General features: G+C 68.1%; 18 protein-coding genes. 12 read left to right on the top strand and 6 right to left on the bottom strand.

Going from position 1 to position 19,806, the window contains the following annotated elements; all coding sequences use genetic code 11:
- The first annotated feature begins 17 nt into the window (after window positions 1–17).
- The 11 genes from ndk to OG225_RS01745 all read left to right on the top strand — a co-directional run bounded on the left by ndk (window position 18) and on the right by OG225_RS01745 (window position 13,096).
- Window positions 18–434, top strand: coding sequence for a nucleoside-diphosphate kinase (gene ndk / locus OG225_RS01695; RefSeq protein WP_405180111.1), 417 nt, complete (start codon window positions 18–20; stop codon window positions 432–434).
- A gap of 519 nt (window positions 435–953) precedes the next feature.
- Window positions 954–4,052: a translation initiation factor IF-2 N-terminal domain-containing protein gene (locus OG225_RS01700; protein WP_405180112.1), complete on the top strand. Its 3,099-nt coding sequence runs from the start codon at window positions 954–956 to the stop codon at window positions 4,050–4,052.
- Window positions 4,053–4,472: 420 nt separating this feature from the next.
- Window positions 4,473–4,784 (top strand): 50S ribosomal protein L21, encoded by a 312-nt coding sequence (rplU, locus tag OG225_RS01705; RefSeq protein WP_109523841.1) that lies wholly within the window; start codon window positions 4,473–4,475, stop codon window positions 4,782–4,784.
- A 21-nt stretch (window positions 4,785–4,805) separates the two neighbouring features.
- Complete coding sequence (gene rpmA / locus OG225_RS01710) at window positions 4,806–5,072, top strand: 50S ribosomal protein L27 (protein ID WP_109523840.1); 267 nt, start codon at window positions 4,806–4,808, stop codon at window positions 5,070–5,072.
- Between the two features lie 167 nt (window positions 5,073–5,239).
- Window positions 5,240–6,694, top strand: coding sequence for a GTPase ObgE (obgE, locus tag OG225_RS01715; RefSeq protein WP_405180113.1), 1,455 nt, complete (start codon window positions 5,240–5,242; stop codon window positions 6,692–6,694).
- Window positions 6,695–6,782: 88 nt separating this feature from the next.
- The gene (proB, locus tag OG225_RS01720; RefSeq protein WP_405180114.1) at window positions 6,783–7,928 is read left to right on the top strand and encodes a glutamate 5-kinase; all 1,146 of its coding nucleotides are present in this window, start codon (window positions 6,783–6,785) and stop codon (window positions 7,926–7,928) included.
- An 11-nt stretch (window positions 7,929–7,939) separates the two neighbouring features.
- Window positions 7,940–8,647: a DUF3558 domain-containing protein gene (locus OG225_RS01725; RefSeq protein WP_405180115.1), complete on the top strand. Its 708-nt coding sequence runs from the start codon at window positions 7,940–7,942 to the stop codon at window positions 8,645–8,647.
- 26 nt (window positions 8,648–8,673) lie between these two features.
- Window positions 8,674–9,066 carry a hypothetical protein gene (locus tag OG225_RS01730; RefSeq protein ID WP_405180116.1) on the top strand — a complete coding sequence of 131 codons (393 nt, stop codon included), beginning with the start codon at window positions 8,674–8,676 and terminating at the stop codon, window positions 9,064–9,066.
- A gap of 29 nt (window positions 9,067–9,095) precedes the next feature.
- A complete protein-coding gene (locus OG225_RS01735) occupies window positions 9,096–10,454 on the top strand; it encodes a PPE domain-containing protein (protein ID WP_405180117.1) in 1,359 nt (452 codons plus the stop codon).
- Window positions 10,451–11,206, top strand: coding sequence for an ESX secretion-associated protein EspG (locus OG225_RS01740; protein ID WP_405180118.1), 756 nt, complete (start codon window positions 10,451–10,453; stop codon window positions 11,204–11,206). The genes OG225_RS01735 and OG225_RS01740 overlap by 4 nt, the downstream gene beginning before the upstream one ends.
- A 486-nt stretch (window positions 11,207–11,692) precedes the next feature.
- On the top strand, window positions 11,693–13,096 hold the full coding sequence (locus OG225_RS01745) for a PLP-dependent cysteine synthase family protein (protein ID WP_405180119.1): 1,404 nt from the start codon (window positions 11,693–11,695) through the stop codon (window positions 13,094–13,096).
- Between the two features lie 62 nt (window positions 13,097–13,158).
- Here the strand turns inward: OG225_RS01745 and OG225_RS01750 are convergent, their stop codons facing one another.
- From OG225_RS01750 to OG225_RS01760, 3 genes are all read right to left on the bottom strand, one after another.
- Window positions 13,159–14,034 (bottom strand): LLM class F420-dependent oxidoreductase, encoded by an 876-nt coding sequence (locus OG225_RS01750; RefSeq protein ID WP_405180120.1) that lies wholly within the window; start codon window positions 14,032–14,034, stop codon window positions 13,159–13,161.
- Window positions 14,035–14,139: 105 nt separating this feature from the next.
- On the bottom strand, window positions 14,140–14,856 hold the full coding sequence (locus tag OG225_RS01755) for an alpha/beta fold hydrolase (RefSeq protein WP_405180121.1): 717 nt from the start codon (window positions 14,854–14,856) through the stop codon (window positions 14,140–14,142).
- A gap of 105 nt (window positions 14,857–14,961) precedes the next feature.
- Window positions 14,962–15,975, bottom strand: a complete 1,014-nt coding sequence (locus OG225_RS01760; RefSeq protein WP_405180122.1) for a GlxA family transcriptional regulator — start codon at window positions 15,973–15,975, stop codon at window positions 14,962–14,964.
- Window positions 15,976–16,054: 79 nt separating this feature from the next.
- On the opposite strand from OG225_RS01760, the gene OG225_RS01765 reads away from it, so the two are divergent.
- Complete coding sequence (locus OG225_RS01765) at window positions 16,055–16,696, top strand: TetR/AcrR family transcriptional regulator (RefSeq protein WP_405180123.1); 642 nt, start codon at window positions 16,055–16,057, stop codon at window positions 16,694–16,696.
- 374 nt (window positions 16,697–17,070) lie between these two features.
- On the opposite strand, the gene OG225_RS01770 is transcribed toward OG225_RS01765, so the two are convergent.
- From OG225_RS01770 to OG225_RS01780, 3 genes are all read right to left on the bottom strand, one after another.
- Window positions 17,071–18,546, bottom strand: a complete 1,476-nt coding sequence (locus OG225_RS01770; protein ID WP_405180124.1) for a hypothetical protein — start codon at window positions 18,544–18,546, stop codon at window positions 17,071–17,073.
- Window positions 18,547–18,577: 31 nt separating this feature from the next.
- The gene (locus OG225_RS01775) at window positions 18,578–18,952 is read right to left on the bottom strand and encodes a hypothetical protein (RefSeq protein WP_405180125.1); all 375 of its coding nucleotides are present in this window, start codon (window positions 18,950–18,952) and stop codon (window positions 18,578–18,580) included.
- Window positions 18,953–19,038: 86 nt separating this feature from the next.
- Window positions 19,039–19,749 (bottom strand): ESX secretion-associated protein EspG, encoded by a 711-nt coding sequence (locus tag OG225_RS01780; protein WP_405180126.1) that lies wholly within the window; start codon window positions 19,747–19,749, stop codon window positions 19,039–19,041.
- Between the last annotated feature and the right edge of the window lie 57 nt (window positions 19,750–19,806).

A 19,806-nucleotide genomic window follows, 5' to 3' on the forward strand; every position in this document is an offset into this window, starting at 1 on the left:
CGGTTAGGCTGTGCGCCGTGACTGAGCAGACGTTGGTACTCATCAAGCCGGACGGCGTGGCCCGTGGCCTGGTCGGCGAGGTGCTGGCCCGAATCGAGCGCAAGGGCCTCGAGATCGCCGCCCTCGAGCTGAAGCAGGTATCCGAGGAACTGGCGGGGGAGCACTACGCCGAGCATGCCGAGAAGCCGTTCTTCGGTTCCTTGATCGAGTTCATCACCTCCGGTCCGGTCGTCGCGGCCATCCTCGAGGGCCCCCGCGCGATCGCGGCATTCCGTCAGATCGCGGGCGGCACCGATCCGGTGGAGAAGGCCGTCCCCGGCAGCATCCGCGGCGACTTCGGTCTCGAAACGCAGTACAACCTGGTTCACGGCTCCGATTCGCCGGAATCCGCCAAGCGCGAGATCACCCTCTGGTTCCCGCAGTTCCCGGTCTGATCCACCCCCCGTCCCCTGATTCCGGCCACCGCTGAACGCGCCGGAGAAGACGGGGGTCATCGCCCTTCCCGCCCCGCCACCGGACCGAGTACGGGCGGGGCTGTCCCGGACGCAGTCGTGCGCCGATGGCGAACCGTCTGCGCACGATGTGGGATACTGGAAGCGGTTACCAACGGTTCCGACTGTTCGCGCAGGTACGCGGACTATCGGTGACCGAGGCAACCGGATGACACCGCGGTTTCGATGCCGATCATCGCTGCTACGGATATCCACACCTGCTCGAGTGGTGCGGCTGTTCGCGTCGGCACGCTGGATGAACGCTCGATCCGCGGAGTTCAGCCAAGCCAGGCGCCGCGTGACCAGTCAGCCCGACAGACGAGAAATATGGTGTTGACCGGGCACGCGGGGCGAGACCATACGACCTTGCGCCGCCGGCGCGAGGTGAACGGACAGCGCCCCCGCGTCGGCCGCGTCACTCCGTACCGGGAGGGACGCGCCCGGGGGCCTCGAGGAGACTTCGTGGCCGATCAAGAGCCGCTGGAAACAACATCACAGGATGCCGATCAATTGCCGGAGCGAATCCGAGTTCACGCGCTTGCCAAGCGGCTGGGAGTGACGAGCAAACGAATCCTGGCCAAGCTCGCCGAGTTGGGTGCCGACGCGCGTAGCGCGCAGTCGAACGTGGATCGAGCCGTCGCGGAGTCGGTCCGCGACAGTCTCGAGTCCCCGGAGACCGAGGCGCCCGCTCCCGAGACGGCGGAGGAGACCGAGACACGCCAGGCGGCAGCAGCCACCGCGCGCGGCCTCATGTTCTCCCGACCCGATCCGGTGCACGCCGGACAGGCCGAGGCCGATCAGACACCGGCGCATCAGCCGTCGGTGCAGCTGTTCACCCACGCCGTCACCGAGGAGCCGCACGTCACCGCGCCTCCCGTCTTCGAATCCGCGTCGGTGGCCGCGCCGCTGTTCCTACCGCCGGACGCCACGGCGGTCGAGCAGGTGCGCAAGCAGCGCCGTACCGAGCGGGAGGTCCGCCGGACCGAGGAGCCGCCCGTCGTCGAAGCCGAGGACGAGGCGGACACCACCGAGGACGACGGTGACAACGCCGATCAGTCCGGTGACGCCGACGGTCAGCCGCGTCGCAGGCGTCGTGGCCGCCGTGGCCGTGGCCGCGGTCGGGGCGAACAGCATTCCGACGCCGACGGTGACGACGAGGACAACGCCGACACCGATTCCGAGGACGACGCGTCGGCCGCCGAGCACACCGACGCAGGCGCCGAACAGGGTTCCGACGACACCGACACCGACGACGACGAGAACGCGCCGGAGGGTTCGAGCCGCCGTCGTCGTCGCAGGCGCCGCCGCAAGGTCGGCGGCGAGGGCGCGGAGAGCGAACCGGTCTCCGAGGACGATCCCCCCAACACCGTCGTGCACGAGCGCGAACCGAGGAACAAGAGCCGTGGCCGCGCCGCGGCGGCGGCGACTTCCTCCGACGAGGTACAGGGCATCAGCGGGTCCACCCGGCTCGAGGCCAAGCGTCAGCGTCGGCGCGACGGTCGCGAGGCCGGTCGCCGTCGCCCGCCGATCCTGACCGAATCGGAATTCCTCGCTCGCCGCGAAGCGGTCGACCGGGTGATGGTGGTGCGCGAGAAGGCGTTCCCCGACCACCCGACCGCCACGCAGGTCGCCGTGCTCGAGGACAATATCCTGGTCGAGCATTTCGTCACCAGCACCGGGTCCGCCTCGATGGCGGGCAATGTCTATCTCGGCAAGGTGCAGAACGTGCTGCCGAGCATGGAAGCGGCGTTCGTCGACATCGGCCGCGGCCGCAACGGCGTCCTCTACGCCGGTGAGGTGAACTGGGAGGCCGCCGGTCTCGGCGGTAAGGAACGCAAGATCGAGCAGGCGCTGCGGCCCGGCGATCAGGTGCTCGTCCAGGTCTCCAAGGATCCGGTCGGCCACAAGGGCGCGCGCCTGACCACCCAGATCAGCCTCGCCGGACGGTTCCTGGTGTATGTGCCCGGCGGCACGTCCACCGGTATCAGCCGCAAACTGCCCGACACCGAGCGCAAACGTCTCAAGGAGATCCTGCGCGATATCGTGCCCTCCGACGCGGGCGTGATCATCAGGACCGCCTCCGAGGGCGTCGCCGAGGCCGAACTGGCCCGCGACGTCGAGCGGTTGCAGGCCACCTGGCGCACCATCGAGGAGCAGGCGGCCAAGGAGAACGGCGCGCCCAAGACCCTGTACGAGGAGCCCGATCTCCTGGTCAAGGTCATCAGGGATCTGTTCAACGAGGATTTCTCCAGGCTGGTCATCGAGGGCGATCGCGCCTGGAGCACGGTCGAGAAGTACATCGGCACCGTCGCGCCGGACCTGCTCGCGCGGGTGTCGCGCCACGACGGCGACAAGCTCGACGTCTTCGAGACTTACCGCATCGATGAGCAGTTGGCCAAGGGGCTCGATCGCAAAGTGTGGCTGCCCTCGGGCGGCACGCTGGTGATCGACCGCACCGAGGCGATGACGGTCATCGACGTCAACACCGGCAAATTCACCGGTTCCGGCGGCAGCAATCTGGAGGAGACGGTCACCAGGAACAACCTGGAGGCGGCCGAGGAGATCGTGCGCCAGATGCGGCTGCGCGATATCGGCGGCATGATCGTCGTCGACTTCATCGACATGGTGCTCGAATCCAACCGGGATCTCGTGCTGCGCCGTCTCACCGAGGCGCTCGGCCGTGACCGCACCAGGCACCAGGTCTCCGAGGTGACCTCGCTCGGCCTGGTCCAGATGACCAGGAAGAAACTGGGCACCGGACTGGTCGAAGCCTTCTCGACGACCTGTGAACACTGCCACGGGCGCGGCATCCTCGTGCACACCTATCCGGTGGAGCCGTCGACGGCCGAGGACAACGCGGGTCGTAAGGAAACGGGTTCACGCAGGCGTCGGGGTCGGGACAAGAGCGCTCCGGCGCCCGCCGCCCCCGCCGTCGCCGATACCGCCGCCGAACCGGTCGAGGAGGACGCCGCCGTCAAGCGGGCGCATCCGGTCGCCCTGGCGATGGCGGCCCATCACGGCGAGGACGAGGACGACGAGTCGGCCGAATTCGCCGAGTCGTCGACCGGTGGAGTCGAATCCGCGGCCTCGACGGCCGCGGTGGCCGAAACCGTCGAGTCCCCGGCCGAGGTCGTCGAAGCGGTCGACGCGGCCGCCGACGTCGCCGAGGTCGAGCAGCCCGAGGTCATCGCCGTGGTGGAAACCGCGGCCGGGACCGAGGCCGCGGAAGTGGCCGAGGTGGCGGCGAACGCGTTGCGCGAGGGCGCGGACGCGGTCGTGATCGAACAGCCGGAACCGGTCGAGGCGGTGCGGGCCACCGCTCCCGCCGAGACCAACGGTTCGCACGAACCGGCGGCGCGTCCCGCGCGTCGCAGGCGGGTCGCGCGGTCCGCCGCGGCGCCCGCCGCCGACAGCAGCGGCGCGGTGTTCGTGGTGTCGGGCAACGACCAGCCCGCCGCTCCCGTCGTCGATTTCGCCGAGGAAGTTCCCGAGGAAGTGGTGGCGCGCAAACCGCGTCGCCGGGCCGTCGGACGTCCGGCAGGGCCTCCCGTCGACGCCTGAGTGGCGTTCCGGCCGGCCGTCGATCGGCGGTCGACCGGAACGCGCGGGACGGTGGGTGACGATTTCCGGTCTCTCCGTGGCTGTTTGCCGCGAAGTGGCGGATCTCACGAATTCACCCGTCTCGCATGGCGCGGCGCTCGCCGGGATATCCGGTGAACGCCGAGCCGACCGTGATCCCTTCGGATTTCGAGGGGTTCTCGAGGGTCAGCGGGGTTCGCCCCGCGATCGCTATGCGGTTGCCAGAGGCCGAATTGGTTGTAGGACATGGGTCTGGTAGCCTTGGACGGTCGCTGCCTGGCGATGGGCATACGTGGTGGAGTTCCGTCACGCCCCCTGTGCAGCAACCAGCCAAGACACGGTCACGTCGCCTCCTGCGACGTGACTAAGCACGAGTGAACATCGAGTGGAGGAAGCCGACCGATGGCAACGTACGCAATCGTCAAGACCGGCGGAAAGCAGTACAAGGTCGCGGTCGGTGACCTGGTGAAGGTCGAGAAGATCGAGGGGGCTCCCGGTTCGTCCGTGGCGCTGTCCCCGGTTCTCCTCGTCGACGGCGCCGAGCTGACCACGGATGCGGCCGCCCTGGCCAAGGTTTCCGTGGCGGCCGAGGTCGTCGAGCAGACCAAGGGCCCGAAGATCCGCATCCACAAGTTCAAGAACAAGACCGGCTACCACAAGCGCCAGGGTCACCGTCAGCCGCTGACGGTCATCAAGGTCACCGGCATCAAGTAAGACTTCCGAGGAGAAACAGCTATGGCACATAAGAAGGGCGCGTCCAGCTCGCGGAACGGTCGCGATTCCAACGCCCAGCGACTCGGCGTCAAGCGCTTCGGCGGTCAAGCCGTCAACGCGGGCGAAATCCTGGTTCGCCAGCGCGGCACCCACTTCCACCCCGGCGTCAACGTCGGCCGTGGCGGTGACGACACCCTGTTCGCCCTCGCGGCGGGCGCGGTCCAGTTCGGCACCAAGCGTGGACGCAAGACCGTCAACATCGTCGTACCGGAGCCGGTTCAGGCCTGACCGCCTAAACCACTTCGACAGCGTAGAGCGGGTCAGGGTCGCAGAACCCTGGCCCGCTTTCGCGTTTCCACCGCGGCATGGCCGTGGCCCATCGTTGTCAGACCATCGCGTATCCGATCGACCCTGCCTCGCGCAGCACCGAGCCAAGAAGGAGGATGATTCGGCGTATGTCCAAATTCATCGACCGCGTCGTGCTTCACGTGCGCGCGGGTAAGGGCGGCCACGGCTGCGCGTCGGTGCTCAGGGAGAAGTTCAAGCCGCTGGGCGGGCCCAACGGCGGTAACGGCGGTAACGGCGGGGATGTGATCCTCGAGGTCGACCCGAACGTGCACACGCTGCTCGACTTCCACTTCCACCCGCACGCCAAAGCGGGTAACGGCAAACCTGGCGAGGGCAGCAATCGCGACGGCAAACAGGGCGAACCCCTGCTGCTGAAGGTGCCGGACGGCACCGTCGTTGTGGACAAGGACGGCATGATCGTCGCCGACCTGGTCGGTGCGGGCAACCAGTACATCGCCGCGCGCGGCGGCCGCGGCGGCCTCGGCAATGCCTCGCTGGCCTCGAAGGCGCGCAAGGCGCCCGGCTTCGCGCTGCTCGGCGAGGACGGCGACGAACGCGAACTCGTCCTCGAACTGAAGTCGGTCGCCGACGTCGGCCTCGTCGGTTTTCCTTCCGCGGGTAAATCCTCGCTGGTCTCGGTGCTGTCGGCCGCCAAACCGAAGATCGCGGACTATCCCTTCACCACCCTCGTTCCCAATCTCGGTGTCGTTGCCAGCGGTGACACCACCTTCACCGTCGCCGACGTACCCGGGCTGATTCCCGGCGCGAGCGAAGGCCGCGGTCTCGGGCTGGACTTCCTGCGCCACCTGGAGCGTTGCGCGGTACTCGCCCACGTGGTCGATTGCGCGACGCTGGAACCGGGCCGGGATCCGGTCTCCGACGTCGACGCGCTGGAAGCCGAACTCGCGGCCTACAAACCCGCGCTGAGCGCCGACGCCGACCTCGGTGACCTGGCCGACCGTCCGCGCGTGGTCATCCTCAACAAGGCCGATGTGCCCGACGCGGCGGAGCTGGCCGACATGGTCACCTCGGAATTCACCGCGCGCGGCTGGCCGGTGTTCGTGATCTCGGCGGTGAGCCGGGCGGGGCTGCGGCCGCTGACCTTCGCGCTCGCCGAGATGGTGCTGCAATATCGCGAGGACCATCCGAAGGCGGCGCCCAAACGGCCGATCATTCGTCCGATCGCGGTGGACGAGACCGGTTTCAGTGTCATCGCCGATCCGCAGGAGCCCGGCGGTTTCATCGTGCGCGGCACCCGGCCCGAGCGCTGGGTGCGACAGACCCAGTTCGACAACGCCGAAGCCGTCGGCTTCCTGGCCGACCGGCTGGCTCGACTCGGTGTCGAGGACGAACTGGTCAAGCAGGGCGCTGTCCCCGGCGCTCCGGTCACCATCGGCCACGTCACCTTCGAGTGGGAGCCGCAGATTTCCGCGGGTATCGATATGGTGCCCACCGGTCGCGGTACCGATATTCGTCTGGAACAGTCCGACCGCATCGGCGCGGCCGAGCGCAAACACGCGTCGCGGGTGCGTCGCGGTCTGGTGAAAGAGGACGAGGAGTAGCCGTGCCTGCCGCGGTGTTCCGGTGGGCCGCAGGTCTGCCGGGGTCCGGCTCGACGGTGGATTCTCTCGGGGCGCAGGGAGTTCGAAGGTGACACAGGTTAATTCGGAATCCGGCGTCGGTGCGGCGCGCGAGGCGATAGCGACCGCGCGCAGTGTCGTGGTGAAGATCGGGTCGTCGGCGTTGACCAGCATGAAGAGCGGGCTCGACACCGAGCGGCTGGATCGGCTCGCCGACGCCGTGGAGGCACGCATGCGCGCCGGATCCGACGTGGTCGTCGTGTCGTCGGGCGCGATCGGGGCAGGGCTCGCACCGCTCGGATTATCCACTCGGCCAAGGGATCTGGCGACCAAGCAGGCGGCGGCCAGCGTCGGACAGTTGGCCCTCGCGCACGCGTGGGGCACCTCGTTCGCCCGCTACGGCCGCACCGTCGGACAGGTGCTGTTGAGCGCCGACGACTTCTCCCGTCGCGAGCACCACCGCAATGCCCAGCGCACCCTGGACCGGTTGCGTTCGCTCGGCGCGGTCGCCGTGGTCAACGAGAACGACACGGTCGCCACCGAGGAGATCCGTTTCGGCGACAACGACCGGCTGGCGGCCCTGGTGGCACACCTGGTCGGAGCCGACGCCCTGATCCTGCTCTCCGATGTCGACGGACTCTACGACGGCGATCCGCGCAAGGGCGCGGCCACCTTCATCCCCGAAGTACGTAGCAGCGCCGACCTGGACGGCGTGATCGCCGGGAGCGGCGGCGCGCTCGGCACCGGCGGGATGGCGTCCAAACTGTCCGCCGCCCGCCTCGCCGCCGACGCCGGAGTTCCCGTGCTCCTCGCCGCTGCCGCCGACGCGGCCACCGCCCTGGCCGCCGGCTCGGTCGGCACGGCCTTCGCCGCACGCCCGGTTCGCCTGTCCGCCAGGAAGTTCTGGGTCAGGCACGCCGCCGACAGTCGCGGCGCGGTACTCATCGACGAGGGCGCGGTGCTCGCCGTCGCCCACCGCCGTCATTCCCTGCTCGCCGCGGGCATCGTCGGCGTGCGCGGTCGCTTCCACGGCGGTGACGTGGTCGACCTGGTCTCACCCGACGATCGCGTCGTCGCCCGCGGCGTCGTCGAATACGACAGCACCGAGTTGGCCACCATGTTCGGCCGCTCCAGCGCCGAACTCCCGGAAACCATGCGTCGACCGGTGATTCACGCCGACGACCTGGTCAGCGTGGAGGAAAGCCCGCGTCGGTAATCGGCGAAACGATGGAACCGAAAGCTGTTGCCTCACGTCCAAGTAGAAGAAGGATCGTTGGAGGTAGCGGATGCGAGGACGACCGGTCGGGCACGGTGGGGCGAGTCGAGAGTGGGCGGCTGTCCACGCTCGGGCGTTGCTATCGTGAAGCGCAGTCCATTGGAGAGGCGGGGGTTTCCGTGCGTGTGCTCGGTGTAGTCGCGGGTCTGTGCGCTGTGTTGGCGGTCGCGGGGTGTTCGGAGTCGGTGAGCGGTCAGCCGGAGGTCAGTGGTGCGCCGTTGACCAAAGAGCAGCTCTTCGATCCCTGTACGTTGCCGGAGAGTGTGATCGCTTCGACGGGTGCGGATCCGGCCACGAAGGATTCGAATCCGTTCGGTACACCGAGGGAGGCGTTCATCGGTTGCGAATGGGATGCCGCCAACACGGATGGCCGATGGGGCCACTTCATCTTGATCAGCTCCAGTTCGAAGTCTCTGGAAGATTTCCGGACTAATGATTACTTCAATGACTTTCACGATACCAAGGTCGGCGACAGGGCTGCCTTCCAATACTACTTGGGCAACAATTCGCCGCCGGTCGAATGTGGATTCTCTTTCGATACGAGCAAAGGCGTGGTCACGGTTTCAGCAAAAAAATATGTCGACAGTAAGACCACCGCAGACCCTTGTGTATTCACGCTTGGAGCAGTTTCCAAAATTATCGACTCGATACCTCGCTAACTGACGTGGGACTGAGGTGAAATGCAATGGCAAGTCCTGGTGAATTAAGTAAAGAGTTCCAGCGCCTCGCTGGTGAGGCGTCATCAGGTCGCCTGATCATCGAGTTCGACGCAGCCGAGCGTTGTGCGAAATGGTGTGATGATTACTGTAGTGAGCTTCGTAATCTGTCAAGCCGTACCCGCAACCTCGTCTTTGTCGACTCCTTCGGAAATCTGACCTCTGCAAAGACGCTTGGGAGCAAGTTTCAAGACCTGGCTACAGGCGGAGCGGGTTCGGGTTCGTATCCTGCCGCAGTCAGCGAGCACATCGGAATTCTCGAAGCGATGGCAGATATGTACCGCAAAGCCGGTGCCGCCTACAAAGCCTGCGACGAGGCGACGCAGCAGGCGATCAAACAGCAGACCAACAAAGTGGCGTAATCGGGGGAAGTGTGACTTTCGGAAAGTTCGTGTCGGAGTTGACGGCGGGTGGTCCTGGTTACCTCGTTGATAGGGTAACCGGCCTGTTCGACGGCGATATCTCGCCTACCGCAACGGAATCGGCGGCGCAGAGCACTGGCAACGATTCGCGCAATCGGTTGTACACCGCGAACAGCGAGCTTTCCCAGAGCTTCTCGGGGGAGTACACCTCACAGGTCGTCCCGCCGGTGATGGAGACCTTCGTCGGCATGCCGCACGAGCGGATCATGAGTTTCATCGATTCCATCGGGCTCGGCGAGATGAGTTCCAGCGTCGCGGCCTGGAAAGCGCTCGCCACCGATACCACGGCCAAAGCGACCGCCTTTCACGACAATATCGCGAAAGAGATGGAGCGCGGTTGGTCGGGCAATGCCGCGAACAGCGCGCTGGCGGCCGTGCGCGGCTACCTGAGCGACGTGCACAAGGTCGACCAGGCGGTATCACTGATCGCGAACAAGATGGAAGAGGCCTACACCGGCTTCCAGCAGGTCAGCTACCAGGTGCCCCATCCCTCCGAGGCGCGGGCCGACGGCAAACTCGCGAATGTCGTGAGCACGGTCGGCGACAAGATCCTCGACGTGTCCGGCATGATCTCGGGCGCGGATACTCGTCGCGCGCAGGACGCCGAGGACAAAGCGAACGAAGTGATGCGCACGGTATACGCGCCGGTGGCGGCACAGGCAGACAACAACGTTCCGAAAGTCCCCTCGCCCACGACATCCGGCTCGGTTCCCGGCGGCGACAAGGGTGACGACGGGTCGGAGGTACCGGGCGGTGGCGGCGGTTCCGGAAACTCGAACAGGCCGGAGGGCAATACTCCCGACAGCGGCGAATCCGGAGCCGAGAACCCCGAAACCGAAGATCCGGGCGCCGAAAACCCGAACGAGGACAACAACGCCGACGGCGACTCGAACGACACGTCCAACGACAATTCGTCGAAGTCGACCGAACCGGCGGCCGCGCAGACACCCGGTAGCGCCGCACCCACCACACCGTCGAGCGCCGCGCCGTCGACCCCTTCGGGCCTCGGGTCCGGCGGGTCTCACGGCGGCGGCTCGCCTTCGGGTTCCGGAAGTCCGGGGGCCGGATCGGGCACTCCCGGAGCCGGTGGCAGCGTCCCGGGGTCGGGCAAGAGCGCGAACCCTACCTCGGCGGGCACGAGCGGTACCGCGGCATCGACCGGGCGAGCAGGTATGTCCGGCGTGGGTGGAATGGGCGGTGGCCGAGGCGGCACCGGGAAGGACGACGAGAGCGAACACAATGCCCCCGATTACCTGCGCGGCGTGCACGAGGAATTACTCGGCCCCGAAACTCTGTCCGTGCCCCCGGTGATCGGCGATCAGGAATGACCTGGGATCTCACCCCGCTCGAATTCTGGGTCGCGTGGGAGACGCTGGGCCGCGACCGAATGCCGTTCCCGCTCACCTTCCGAGCCGCTGTCGAAACCCAGGTCGAATTCGACCGGCAACGCCGGGACGCCGCGCGCGTTCTGGCCGAACGCATGGGCGACGATGATTCGCTGTACCACGCACTACACGCGATGGCCCACCCCGATATCCGCGTCGAGATGTTCGGCTATCGCCGCGACGGTCGAGACCGCATGATCCGCGCCTGCGCCGCCATCGAATCCGACGCCGGTGCGGTCGCCGCACAACTACCCGGCTTCGAATTCGGCACGGGCGCAACCATTCGCGTCGACCTGTGCTCGGCCCAGGCCACAGTGAAACGCCTTCTCTCGGTACTACCGGATATCGGCCCGGGAAGAGCGCCCGCCATCGACATCGCTCGCGAGGATTTCGACCGCCCCGCCGACCGAGGCGCCACCCGCCGCACCATCGGCGAACAAGCGACGCGCCTCCTCACCCGCCCGTTCCGCACCTATGCGGAAATTCGCGTCGACACCGGCCCCGCCCTCGACGGCTCCACCGACCGCGGCTCCCAGATCGTGATCGTCGACTACATCGACGACGGCCGCTACCGCATCCGAGAAGGCGACCGCATCGAAGCCACCCCGTCCCGCACCGACTCTATTTGTGCCGAAGTCACCACCATGGTGGACCGCGCCCGCCTCGAAGCCCGCGAAACAGCCTGGCGGTACTGAACTTCACCGCCCGGCTCCGAGCCGCTGCATAGGGATCCGCTGGGGCGCGGTACTGGCTCCACATGTCGACGCCGCCGTTCACCGCGGCGCGGCAGCATTTGAGCAGGTGTGTTGACCTGGTCCGTCCGAGCAGATTGCGCATGTCGGAGACGGCGAGCAAGGGCGCTCGCATTCTTGATGATTGACCGACATCTGATCTGTCGAACCGGTATCCGGCGTCCGGAACAGGGATGTGGGGTGAACAGTCCTCGGGCGGCTCCGTCGGCGGGAACGGCGGGTCCATGCCGCCCGGCGGGGGAGTTCCGGTGTCGTCGACCTCGCCGAATCGGATCGCGGTGACCGCAACTCTGTCGCGTGATGCCCTCGGCTCGAGAGGCTGGTGTGAGAGTGGGCGTTGGGTCGGCAGCATCTGTGGTGACGAGCCCGCCCGCACGCAGGTATGGGACGCGAGCGCGTGAGTGCCGGCGACAAAGGAAAGGGTGCCGTATGACCGCCATCCAACCACGCACGGCCGGGGTTTTCGACTCCGTCGCCGGTGTGATCGGCAATACTCCGCTGGTCCGGCTGAATCGCGTGACCGAAGGTATCGTGGCCGCCGTCTACGTGAAGCTGGAATATCTCAATCCCGGTGGGAGCGTCAAGGATCGGGCCGCGCTATCCATGTTGGAGGCAGCCGAGGCGTCGGGGGAGCTCGGGCCGGGCGGCACCGTCGTCGAAGCGACGTCGGGTAATACCGGGATCGGGTTGGCCGCGGTGGCCGTCGCCAGGGGGTACCGGACGATCGTGGTCGTATCGGATAAGTCCAGCGGCGAGAAGATCGCGTTACTGCGTGCCTACGGAGCCGAGGTGATCGTCACCGTCGGTGGACGTCCGGTCGGCCATCCGGAGCATCTGCGCAGTGTCGCACTGCGATTGGCCGCGGAGATTCCCGGCGCGTGGTTCGCCGGGCAATACGACAACCCGGCCAATCCCGCCGCGCACTACGCCACGACCGGGCCCGAGATCTGGGCGCAGACCGGTGGGCGCGTGACGCATTACGTGGCGGGGGTCGGGACCGGCGGCACCATCACCGGAGCGGGGGAGTTTCTGAAGGAGGTCTCCGGGGGCGCGGTGCGGGTCATCGGGGCCGACCCGGACTCCTCGGTCTACGGCGGGGGTGACGGCCGGGCCTGGTATGTCGAATCCGTCGGGCACTACCTGCATCCCGAGACCGAGGAAGATCTGTGGCCGATCTCGTACCACCCGGACGTGGTCGACCACATCGAGCGGATTCCGGACGCCGAAGCGCTGCCGCTGCTGCACCGGCTGGCCCGACTGGAGGGTTTGCTGCTCGGCGGCTCGTCCGGTACGTCGATCGCGGCGGCGCTGCGGGTGGCGCGGACACTGGGGCCCGAGGACGTGGTCGTGGTGATCGCGCCGGATTCCGGTCGGTCGTATCTGTCGAAGTACTTCGATGACGACTGGCTCGGGCGATTGGGATTCCCGCTGATCACACCGGTATCCGGGGCGACTGTCGCCGAGGTGATCGGTGCGGCCGGTGACCGGCCGCCGGTCGTGCCCTCCGGCTCGACCGTCGCTCAGGCGCGGGCACTACTCGGTACGCTGTCGGCGCTCCCGGTCCTGCTGACGCGTGAACTGCCCGGTCCGATCGTAGTGGCCGAAATCCTCGGCACCGCAACCGGTTCGCGGCTCGCCGACGCACCCGACGACGATCCGGTGCAGGCGCACCTGGACCCGCCGCTACCCGTGATCGGCACGACGGATGCGGTAGAACGTGCGGCACGGCGGATCGCAGAGCACGCGGGACCGGTGCTGGTGGCGCACAACGGCGCAGTGATCGCACTCGTTGATGCCGCGCGGATCACTTCTGCCGCAACGGAATCAGCGTAGTCGAGACCGGACGGCAGCCGCGGAACTCGGGCTGCCGACCGGCAGGATTCCCGCGCCGCGAATCAGCCGAGTTCGGCCAATCGGGTCACCGCGGGGGCCATGCCGTCGATCCAGGCGGCGGGTTCGTCGGTGGTGGGGCTGACGATGGCGCTGTGGATACCGAGTTTCGCGTAATCGGCCATGGCGCGGATGAATTCGTCGCGGGTCTCGGGGGTGGGGCGGGGGTTGTTGGCGAGGATGGTCTTGCGGATCGTCTCGTAGTCGCGGCCGACATCGTCGCAATGACGGCGCAGGACGTCGAGTTTGTGCTCGACTTCGGCGGGGGAGGAGCCGAACAGGTTGCACGCGTCACCGTATTGCGCGACCAGGCGGAGGGTCTTGCGTTCCCCGCTGCCGCCGATGAGCACCGTCGGGCGGTGCAACGGCTGTGGCGCGCACAGGGTTTCGGCCAGTTGGTAGTGCGTGCCCTCGAACGGTCCGTTGTTCTCCGGATCCCACATCTGCGCGCAGATGCGCAGTGCCTCCTCCAGACGCTCGAATCGTTCGGAGATCGGCGGATACGGCACGCCGAGCCCCAGATGTTCCCGTTCGAACCACGCCGCGCCGATGCCGAGGGCGGCCCGCCCGCCGGAGAGTACGTCGAGCGTGGTGACGGTTTTCGCGAGCAGTCCGGGATGCCGGTAGGTGACCCCGGTGACGAGCAGTCCGAGTTCGATGGTCGAGGTGTGCGCGGCCAGGAAGCCGAGGGCGGTGTAGCCCTCGAGCATATTGGCCTCGGCCGGAAGTCCGGTCGGCTCGATCTGGAAGAAATGGTCCATGAACGACAGCCAGGTCGCTCCCGCAGCTTCCGCCGCGACGCCGACCCCGGCCAGTTCGCCCGCGATGGCGGCGGTGCCGCCGTCGATATCGAAGATGGGGACGTGAATGCCGAGTTCCATCGGATGATCTCCTTCGCTGTCGACAACTCCGCCGACTACGCTATGACCTGGAGTGCACTCCAAGTCAAGGCCGGGGGTCGCGAGAGCTGCCGACGGCGAACCCGATCAGCCCAGTTCGGCGACGGCATCGGTGATGACGGCGGTGACCTCGGCCGGGTGGGTCTGCATCACCAGGTGCGGCGCGTCGATCTCCACGACCGATCGCAGCCCGGCGCGCTTGTATCCGAACCGCTCGACCTCGGGATTGATGGTGCGATCGGCACTCGAGACGATGCCCCAGCCCGGTGTGGTCTTCCACGACGCCGCGGTGGCGGGCTCGCTGAACGCGATCGCCGACAGCGGCCGCTGCGAGACCGCCAGCGCGCGGGCCTTGTCCGGGTCGAGCCCGGCCGCGAACACCTCGGGGAAGGCGTCGATCGCGACGGACACGTCGGTGCCCGGTTCGCCGCCCGCGACCGGATACGGCGCGTAGACGAGACGGGCGGCCAGATCGGAGTCGGGGAAACCGCCCTGGAGCTGCCCCAGGCTCTCACCCTCCTCGAGTGCGTAACCCGACACGTACACCAGTCCGGCCACGTTCTCGGCGACTCCGGCGACGGTGATGACCGCGTCGCCGTAGGAATGTCCGGCCAGCAGGACCGGTCCGTCGATCTGTTCGACGAAGGACCGGATATAGGCGGCGTCCTCGGCCAGGCTGCGGTTGAAGACCGGCGGGGCGAGGACACGGTGCCCCTCGGCGAGCAGGAGTTCGGTGACGGGCTGCCAACTGGAGGCGTCGGCGAAGGCGCCGTGGACGAGAACGATGGTGGTCGATGACGACATGGGGTTCCCTTTCTCGATCGCTCGCAGCGGTGCGGATGGCTGCGCGTTCAGCTTGCGCCGCGACCGTCGCGTCGCGCCCCCGTCACCGGCCTCGAAAGCCCCCGATCAGGACACCGCCGTCATCGGATGCGCGAAGGCGGGCTCGGAAACCGCCGTCGATCGGGTGGATCGGAACCGCTGCTGGTACTTGCGCGGGGAGATACCGAGCCGGGCCACGAACGCGCGTCGCAAGGCCTCGCTGCTGCCGTACCCGGCGGCCATCGCGGCCTCGGTGACATTGTGCCCGGCGTGCAACATATCCCTGGCGACACCGAAGCGGATGAAGGCGACGTACTCGGCGGGGGAATGTTCCAGCTCCGCCCGGAACAGGCGGGTCAGGTGCCGGACGCTGACCCTGGCGTGGGTGGCGAGGGTCTGCACGGTATGCGGGTAGGCCGGATCCGCGCAGATCAGGTCGACCACCGACCGCAGCAGCGGGCTGCGCGGCGCCGGACCGCTCAGCGACGCCGAGAACTGGGACTGCCCGCCCGCGCGCTGCATGTAGACCACCAGCGCCTGCGCGACACGGCGGGCCACATCCGCGCCGTGATCCTCCTCGACCAGCGCGAGGGCGAGATCGACACCGGCCGAGCTGTACAGATTCCCGTCGCGGACGAAGATCGCGTCCGGATCCACGGCGATCGCGGGATAGCGGCGCGCCAGGTCGGCGGCGAACTTCCAGTGCGTGGTGGCGCGGCGGCCGTCGAAGACGCCGAGTTCGGCCAGCACGAACGCGCCGCTACAGATGGAGGCCAGCCTGCGGGTGTGCCAGGACAGGTGCCTGGCCGCCGCGATCACCTCGGGGGTCACGAACGACGACGGCGGCAGTTCGCTGCCGGGAATGACGACGGTGTCGAAGGCCTCCGCCTCCGCGGCCTTCCCACCCACCTCGATGCGCGCGCCGATGGAGGTCTGCACAGCGCGGCCGTCGACGGAGAGCAGGACGACCTCGTAGTCGGGAACCGTCTGGTTGGCCTCGACGAAAACCTCCGCGGGCCCGGCGAAATCGAGCATCTTGACACCGTCGAACACCAGGATGCCGACACGTCGGCGGTGCGGTGCGGTGAAGTGGGAGGCCATGGCGACCAAGTATTGTGGAGGCACCACTCCAGAACAAGGAGTGTGGTCGATCTCGCAGGTGGATTGGTACGGTGAGCGAATGGGACGGCCTCGACAATTCGACGAGTCGATCCTGCTCGACGCCGCCACCGAATTGTTCTGGTCCCGGGGTTTCGACACCTCGGTCGAAGACGTCTCGCGCGCCACCGGCGTCGGCAACGGCAGTATCTACGCCGCCTACGGCAGCAAACGCGGACTCTTCCTCGCGGCCTTCGAGCGCTACTGCGACGGTCGCGCCCGATTCGTCCACGATGTCGTCTCCGCCGCGCCCGGTTCCGCGCGCGCGGCTGTCCGCGAACTCTTCGAGGCGGTCATCGACGATTGCGCCGCCCGCCCCGATCGCCGCGGCTGCCTCATGCTCAACAGCATCGCCCAACTGAGCAACCGGATCCCCGAAGTCGTCACCATCGGCGCGCGGACCACGGCCGCCATGGAACGCAGCGTCGCCGCCCGGCTCGAAGTCCTTGTCGGAGTCGATGATTCCTTCGACACGCAGGCCGTGGCCGTGCACAGCGCCACCGTCGTCCTGGTCGCTCAGGGCCTGATCCACTCCAGCCGTTCCGGCACACCGCGGCAGCGACTGAGCGATATCGCCGACGTGGCGAGCCGGGTACTCCCGGGGGATCTGTCCGAGGCGGATGAGCTCCCGGGGCCGCGCGGTCGACGGTCGTCGTGTCCGTGATCTCGCGTCGATGTTTTCGTGACCGAGCGAGCCGCGGTACCGGTAGCTCACGGCCGGTGTGATTCTCGCCCTCGCGCTGGTCGATGAGGATCCCGAGCTCGGGGGCACGTCCGTCACCGTCCGGGGACACGGTTCTCGCTCCGCCGCGAATCGCCCGCGGCCACATCGCTGTGATCCGCGATTGTTCGAGGCGGTCCTCAACGATTACGCCGCATCGGGGCCGCCGCGCGTAGGTGATGCTGAACACCGGCCTACGTCGAGTGGCGGGACTCTCGAAATCGTCGCCGACCGGTGAGCGGGAGATGGCGCCGTCGGTGCGCTGACGACGACGGCAGCCGCGTTCCACGTTCACCGCCGCATGATGTGGGCGGCGACTACCTTCCGGGTTCGGTGGGCATGACGCCCGGTTGATTGCTGGTGGACTCGGCAGGCGGCGTCTGCCCGTGATCCTCCGGAATCGGTCCGGTGACTCCCGGCTGCCCACCGGGGTCGGGCAGGGGTGTGGAACCGTCGGGTGCGGGTGCGGGTGCGGGTGCGGGTGCGGGTGCGGGTGGCGGCGGTGCTTCCTGGGTGGGGGGTGGAGCGGGAGCCTCCTGTGTGGGCGGAGGCGCTTGCTGTGTCGGCGGCGCGGGTGGCGGAGGAGGCGGTTCCTGCCGAGTCGGTGCGGGCGCCTCTTGTGTCGGCGGAGCGACGGGTGGTTCTGGTGTGGGCTGCGGTAGTGGCGCTTCCTGGGTGGGCGGTGCGGCGGGTGGTTCTTGTGTGGGTGGCGCTTCCTGCGTAGGCGGGGCGGCAGGCGGGTCCTGCGTCGGAGGGGCGACGGGTGGATCCTGTGACGGAGGCGCTGCCTGCGTAGGCGGCACGACCGGCGCTTCCGCCGTGGGCGGAGCAGCCGGTGGTTCCTGGGTGGGCGAGGGCGCTTCCTGCGTGGGCGACGGCGTTTCCTGAGTAGGCGGAGCGACCGGCGGAGTCTCCGGGGCAGGCGCTTGCGACGTCGATGGCGGCACCTCCGACGTCGGCGGCGGCGGAACATCGGTGGTCGGCGGAACCTCCGACGTCGGCGGCGCGCCCGGCACACTCGTCGGCGGTGTCGTCGGCTCCGGATCCGGCGCGGTCCCCGGCCCCGGCCCCGGCCCCGGCGCGGTCTCCGGCGACCGGGACTCCGGACCGGACGACTCCGGCGCGGGATCCCCCGGCGTCACGGGCCCCTCGCCCCGCGGAACCTTCTGCGGTGGAACATCATCGGGGTCGACCGGCACCTGCGGCGGATCGGCCCGATACTGCGGCGCGCCCGGCGATTGCGCCTGCTCGCCGGGTAACAACGGCGCGGCGGGCAGTGCGGGCACACCGGTCCCCGCGCTGCTGTAGGCGGGTTTGTAGATCATGTTCATCGCCATGACGGCTTCTTGCCGCAAGGCCTCCTGGGCGGCCTGCGCGTCGATGACGTGCGCGGCTTCCAGCAGGCGGGCGATGGCGCCGATCGGCCCGCTGCCGCCGGGCGGAACGACGGCGAGTTTCACGGCTTCGGCCGCCGCCGCGACCGCGCCGAGCCTGGCGCCGACCTGCCCCATGACGGCGGTCAGCTCGTCGACCGACGCGGCGAAACTGCGGGTGCTCGCGTAGGCGGCCTCGGCGGCCGCGCCTTCCCACGCCATCGCGTTCATCACCCGGTCGGCGCTGCCGCGGGTGAGCGGGAACGAGGTGGCGAGCGTGCCGGCCGCCTCCAGCCAGGTGCCCGAGGCGCGCAGGATCGCGGCGGCGTCGATCTCGCGGGTCGCGGCGTAGATCTGCTCGTGCGCCATGGACTCGAAATGTTCCATCGAGTTGATGTAGGTGGGGTCGTTCCCGCTCATGACCGGGCCTCCCGTGTCCTCGCCCGCGCGTTCACGACGACACCTGTGCGCCGACGGCCCGCAGCGCGGCGGCGTTCGCGGCGTCGGCCTCGTCGTAGAGTCCCGCGCTGATCAGGAAGGCCTCTTTCATGCGGTAGGCGGCCTCGATGTAGTGGTCGAGCAGTGCCGCCGCGTCGCGGGCCTTGTTCCCGAATCCGGCCTGTAGCTCCCGGGCGGAGACGAAACCGCCGAAGCCTGCGGTATCGGCGACCGATTCCAGGCGCTGGCGCAGTTGGATCAGCCGGTCGGCCTGATGCTCGTACATCTCGGCGCAGCGGCGCGCGGCGTCCGGATCGAAGGCGACCGTGCCCGCTTGCGCGTTCTGTTTGAACCGTGCGATATCGGCACGGCTTGTCTCGATCGTCATGCGCACACCCCCGGGGATCGGTCGGTCCGACCCAGACTAACCGGAAGGCGTACGCGCGGTCAGCAATAGCGCCGCTCCGGTGGTGGTCAGCGTGCTTGTGCGGGAATGCGTTTCTGCAATTGCGCGCCGATCTGCTCGCTCGAGGCGGGCACGACGTGCACCATATCGCCCGCTTTGATCAGATAGCGTCCGTCGCCTTCCACATCGATCCAGGTGTAGTGGATCGGCGGTGCGGGGTCGGTCCGGTCGAGGCGGGCCTCGATGCGGATATGTCCTTCCGCGGTATGGGGTTTCAGCAGTAACCGACGGATGGGCGTGACGGCGGGTCTCGGCGCGACGGCCTCGCTGTCGCGTACCGCCGCGGTCTCGGCGGTACGGGCGGGCTGTCTGCCCGCGGGTGCTCTGGGCAGCAAGGTCGCGATGCGCGCGCCGAGTTTGTTGCTGTGTCCGATCGATATGCGCACGGTGCCACCGAAATCCGGCCGGGAGCCGGGCTCCTGGACGGCGAGTACCGCGCGGTCGAACACGGCGCAGGCGAGCAGGCGGATCTCACTGCCCGGCGTGTGCGCGCCGCCGATGGCGACGATCCGGGTCTGCGGGGCGGTGAGGATGCGCAAGCACGCGGTGAGATCGGGATCGCCGCCGCGCGGCAGTCGTTCGGCGAGCCGGATACGCAACTTCTCGGCCGCGTCTTCGGTGCGCGGTGACTCTAGAATGCGTAGTGGGTACGGATGTCGATCCAACTCGGTTTCGCGCCAGACATGGGCGAACTCGTCCGGAGTGAACGTCCAACCCACGTCAGATCACATCCTCACCGTGCCCACCGAGACGGCACGAGCATATCGGGTCTCGGG

This window comes from Nocardia sp. NBC_01377, assembly GCF_045040005.1.
Classification (GTDB): domain Bacteria; phylum Actinomycetota; class Actinomycetes; order Mycobacteriales; family Mycobacteriaceae; genus Nocardia; species Nocardia noduli.